This window comes from Pseudomonas spirodelae, assembly GCF_034653255.1.
GTDB lineage: Bacteria > Pseudomonadota > Gammaproteobacteria > Pseudomonadales > Pseudomonadaceae > Aquipseudomonas > Aquipseudomonas spirodelae.
Map to the genome: position 1 here is coordinate 1 of NZ_JAYEET010000014.1, position 4357 is coordinate 4357.

General features: G+C 53.7%; 4 protein-coding genes and 2 pseudogenes. 1 reads left to right on the forward strand and 5 read right to left on the reverse strand.

The window, feature by feature from the left end:
- The 5 genes and pseudogenes from SOP97_RS06200 to SOP97_RS06220 all read right to left on the reverse strand — a co-directional run.
- A pseudogene (locus SOP97_RS06200) lies at positions 1 to 272 on the reverse strand (IS21 family transposase); the annotation flags it as partial.
- A gap of 124 nt (positions 273 to 396) precedes the next feature.
- Positions 397 to 630 (reverse strand): annotated as a pseudogene (locus SOP97_RS06205) (OprD family outer membrane porin); the annotation flags it as partial.
- 157 nt (positions 631 to 787) lie between these two features.
- Positions 788 to 1120 (reverse strand): DUF2790 domain-containing protein, encoded by a 333-nt coding sequence (locus SOP97_RS06210; protein ID WP_017675718.1) that lies wholly within the window; start codon positions 1118 to 1120, stop codon positions 788 to 790.
- Positions 1121 to 1461: 341 nt separating this feature from the next.
- A complete protein-coding gene (locus tag SOP97_RS06215; RefSeq protein ID WP_170050793.1) occupies positions 1462 to 2751 on the reverse strand; it encodes an OprD family porin in 1290 nt (429 codons plus the stop codon).
- A gap of 216 nt (positions 2752 to 2967) precedes the next feature.
- Positions 2968 to 3867 (reverse strand): LysR family transcriptional regulator, encoded by a 900-nt coding sequence (locus SOP97_RS06220; RefSeq protein ID WP_017679356.1) that lies wholly within the window; start codon positions 3865 to 3867, stop codon positions 2968 to 2970.
- Positions 3868 to 3997: 130 nt separating this feature from the next.
- On the opposite strand from SOP97_RS06220, the gene SOP97_RS06225 reads away from it, so the two are divergent.
- Positions 3998 to 4357: transposase (locus SOP97_RS06225; protein ID WP_322948624.1), on the forward strand; the 360-nt coding region annotated here is incomplete at its 3' end.

Sequence of the window (4357 nt, forward strand, 5' to 3'; positions counted from 1 at the left end):
CCGTCATAACCTTCGGCTTTGATTTGCGCCAACAGCGCCTTGGCACTGCGCCGCTGTTGCTTGGGCCGCAGCGAATCGGCTTTTAGCGCCTGCTCCAGCGTGGCGTGAAAAAGGCTGAGTTTGTTGAAGATCGCGCGGCGTTGGTAGACCGGCGGCTTGGCCTCAGGTGCTCTGACCCACTTGCGAATCGTGTTGCGCGCCAACCCGGTGCGCTTGGCTATCTCATGCAGCGACAGCTTGTCGCGGAAATACATCCGGCGGATTTTGCCCATCATTTCCATACTGATCACCCTGTGTTCTCCTGCTCAAAAATTGAGCAGAAGCAGTTGAACACCTGGGTCAGTTTTCAGTCGGCAGAACAGCCTCTACTGGGTCAGTTTTCGGTCAGCGGCAACAGCCAGACTCGAATCGGCCTATCACGCCATGCGCCCACTCTTCCGAATAGCCATTACCCGAGCTGCTGGACTGGCCTTTGCGGAAATCGCGGTTGAAGTAGAGATTTCGATTGAGAATGGTCAGGCTGCTGCCTTCGATAAATCCCTCGCCTTTCTCGCCGGCGGCCATTGCAGCTTGCCCGGTACTGACGCTCAGAGTGAGCAGAGAAAGTCCTAACAGGGTTCTGTTATTCATAAATGCTCCTGATGTTATTGGCAGTTGTCATTGTGTGGTCGCATATATGTGCCAAGCGCGCCGGGCATAGCCAGGCACGCCTTGGTCATATTTCCACATGCCAAATAACGTCAGGGTGACTTGGAAATTACATTTCAGTCAGCGCGATGTCATTTATCTAGTTTTGATTACGGCAACCTGTCCCGGCTGCCCGGTATTCAAGAATATTCAGATCGCCATTGGAGTCCTCGTAGGTCATCTGGGCCGGCATCACACCGCAGCTAGAGTCCGTCGGGGTAGTGGCCACGACCCTGGCGATATCGAGTTTCATGCCGTAGCGGTAATGAATAACTTCAGGCGGATTCTTTCCGTTAGCGGCAGCATACTCTTGCATGGCCTGCTCATTGGCCTGAATCATCCGACCATAGACACGATCAGCGCCGCCTTCTGCCAGAGCTGCAGAGGAAACAACCATAGCGGAAAGTGCAGCAATGACTTTGAGGTTTTTCATGTTTAATCACTCCTTCAAGGTGGTGATTAAAATATAAACGCAAGACCCTGTCACAAACGTGAAGCGAGAATTACATTCCTGTAATGGATCTAAACTCTTTGAGAGTAAAGGTTTTGATACGTCAGTTATGTTTGGCACTCGTCAGAGCAATTACAGGCGTCGGCTACCGAAGATAACAATTTCTACCCAGGTATCAGTGAGTGGGTCATTGGAAAGTCAGCTTTGGTGAGGCGATCGTTAGCGGTAGTAATGCACTCTTGGCGGCTCCCCATAGTCGCCGTCTGTGCATTTCGCTAAATGCGTGCGCTGCACAAACAGTGCAACGCACGGATTATTGCTAATTACAGCAGTGGAAGGGTGTAGCTCACGATCAGGCGGTTCTCATCAACGTCGTTGCCGAAGTTGGTTGAACGTAGTGTGGCGTTGCGCCATTTAACGCCCAGGTTTTTCAGCGCACCGTCCTGAAAGACATAGGCGATGTCAGTATTGCGCTCCCACTCCTTACCATCGGCACCGCCTGCGCCTAGATCAATATTGTCGCCGGTCAGGTAACGGGTCATGAACGTCAAGCCAGGGATGCCAACGCTGGCAAAGTTGAAGTCATAGCGGGCCTGCCATGAGGTTTCGTCTTTGTTGGCGAAGTCACCGATTTGCACATAGTTGACCAGGAACGGATCGGTGCCGTTGATGTAGGCGTAGCCGGTGTCTCCGCTCATGCTCTGGTAACCAACACCGAGTGCGTGACCGCTAAATGCATAGGTGAACATCGCCCCGAATGCCTTGTTGTCGACGTTGCTGTTGCCCTCGTCGGTGGAGCGAGCGTAGCGCAGATCAGTTTTCAGCGATTGCTTGTCACCTAGCGGCAAGGTGTGCAGGACCGTGAAAATATGCTGCTTGTAGAAACCGTCTAGATTGCCGTAGTTGTAGCCGGTGGCTAGGTTGCTGTTCCACTTGTAGGTTGCTCCGGCGAAGTTGAATTCATCGCTATTCTGGGTTCCGCCGCCGCTGATAGCGCGGGCTGCGCCGCTGGTAATGCTGAGGTCTTCGCTATCGGATGAGTCGCGCTGGCTTACTTGTTTGAGCTGGCCGGCATCGAAGGTCAGGCCGGCAATCTCCAGCGAATTCAGGTGCCCGCCTTGAAAGGTCTGTGGCAGCAGGCGCGAATCGTTTGCTTGGACGGTTGGCAGTCGAGGTTGCAGCGTGCCCAGTTTCAGCACGCTGTTTGAAGCGCGCAGCTTCGCGGTTAAGCCCATCTCACCATATTCATCCTGCGCTGCACGAGGTGCTTCTTTGTTGCGTTTTAGAAGGCCCGTGCCTGAACGATCAGCGCTGGAGTCCAGCTTGAGACCCAGCATGCCGATGGCGTCGATACCCACGCCGACTGTCCCTTCAGTGAAGCCGGATTCGTAGCGCAGCAGGAAGCCCTGGGCCCATTCCTCCTGCTTTGACTGGCTAGCTGAGTCTTGGCGGAAATCACGATTGAAATAGAAGTTGCGCGCTTCCAGACCAGCTTTGCTATCTGCCAAAAAATCAGCTGCCGCTGGTTGACTGAGACCGAGTCCTCCAGCGCTCAGCAGGAGCCCGCACGTGACTCGGTTAAGCCATTGAGAGTTGGGGGTAGCAATGAGCATGTAATTATCCTCGTCGAAAACATGTGTGGTAGACGTGGGGCAGGCTCGGGTAGGCGTATTACACTTGCACATACTTTCGATGACATTTTTATTTCAATGATCGAGAGGGCGAATGAAAGCCTTACAGGGCGAGGGTTTCAATGCAGGAGTGGAAACTTTTGTTTGTTTCAGCGAGATGACTATTTGGTGAATTAGCTGCTTGTGGACTACTCAGGGCTACTGAGTGAACCAGTTGTGGCGATCTTCAAAGGCTTTGTAGATGAGCGATACCAGTGTCTGCACTTCTGATTGCTCTGCTGCCAGCGGGGACGTTGAAATCCAGACCACCCGTTCCAAGGCAGTCTCGAATAACTCGTCAAGGGGCAGCAGGTTACGGTCTACATGGGAGATGTAGCCAGGTAGCAGGCCAATGCAGGAGGAGTTACGCAGCAAGTCAACGACCCACTCTTGTGAATGCACTTGAATGACCGCGCTTTGGCGCTGACGGATCAGCTGATTCCATGGTTCGAAACTGTCAACCGTTGTGTTTCCCGCGAGCTGAACCAGCATGAAATCCTTGAGGTCGGCTACAGAACTCGGTAGGCGTTTACCCGCATAACGTTTGGCCATATGGGCACGATAGGGAATTCGTGCAAGCATCAATGGTGTTGTCATTGCAAAGCTTGGAGTCGGTCTTGGCGTGCCGGGATCGGTGATCCAAATCATGACCTCTGCCAGCCTCTCGGGCTCGCCCTCCTGTGGGATGATTTCTAGTCTCACGGCCGCGTCATTACGCAGCCAGGAGATCAAATCACGGGCCAGCAGGTCGGTGAGCAGTGCCGTCGGCACCGCAAGACGTACCAGAGCTCGCTGGACACTGACGTCCTCTGGATGCAGGTCACCGAATTTCTGGATCAGTAGTTGTTGTAATTCACGTCCTGTTGCGCTCAGGCTGAGCTCGCGTCCTTTATAAAGGAATAGCGGGGTACCTACAGTTGCCTCCAGCTTCCTGAGTTTTTTGCGCATCGGCACGATATGTAAGTTTAGGCTGCGTGCAGCCTGCCTAAAGCAGGCGCAGCGCGCGCTGGTCAAGAAAATCTGTGCTAGTTGGTGGTCGATGGTGAGAGGGTCGAACATGGGGGGCGATCAAAGCTCGTGCCAAGCAAAATGCATGTACTTTGAGCTTAACGAGACGAACCTAAGGAAATTCTGAAGAAGACTTCCTGATTTTGGCAAAATACCCGGATTCCACCCGCTGAGTTTTCCGATGAAGCAGATGACCTTCGCCGACGCCGAGTACGCCAGCAAGCGCAAGCAGACCCGCAAAGAATTATTCCTGATCGAAATGGATCGGGTGGTTCCGTGGAAGGGGTTGATTGCCTTGATCGAACCCCATTACCCCAAGGGTGATGGTGGTCGTCCGGCCTATCCGCTGATGGCGATGCTGCGAGTGCATCTGATGCAGAACTGGTTCGGTTACAGCGATCCGGCGATGGAAGAGGCGCTGTACGAAACCACCATCCTGCGCCAGTTTGCTGGGCTGAGCCTGGAGCGCATCCCTGATGAAACCACTATCCTCAACTTCCGTCGCTTGCTGGAGAAACACGAGCTGGCCGCGGGCATCCTG

Excerpts from the sequence above, each read along its gene's own strand:
- SOP97_RS06210 (WP_017675718.1), bottom strand. The coding sequence starts at position 1,120 with ATGAAAAACCTCAAAGTCATTGCTGCACTTTCCGCTATGGTTGTTTCC.
- SOP97_RS06220 (WP_017679356.1), bottom strand. The coding sequence starts at position 3,867 with ATGTTCGACCCTCTCACCATCGACCACCAACTAGCACAGATTTTCTTG.
- SOP97_RS06215 (WP_170050793.1), bottom strand. The coding sequence starts at position 2,751 with ATGCTCATTGCTACCCCCAACTCTCAATGGCTTAACCGAGTCACGTGC.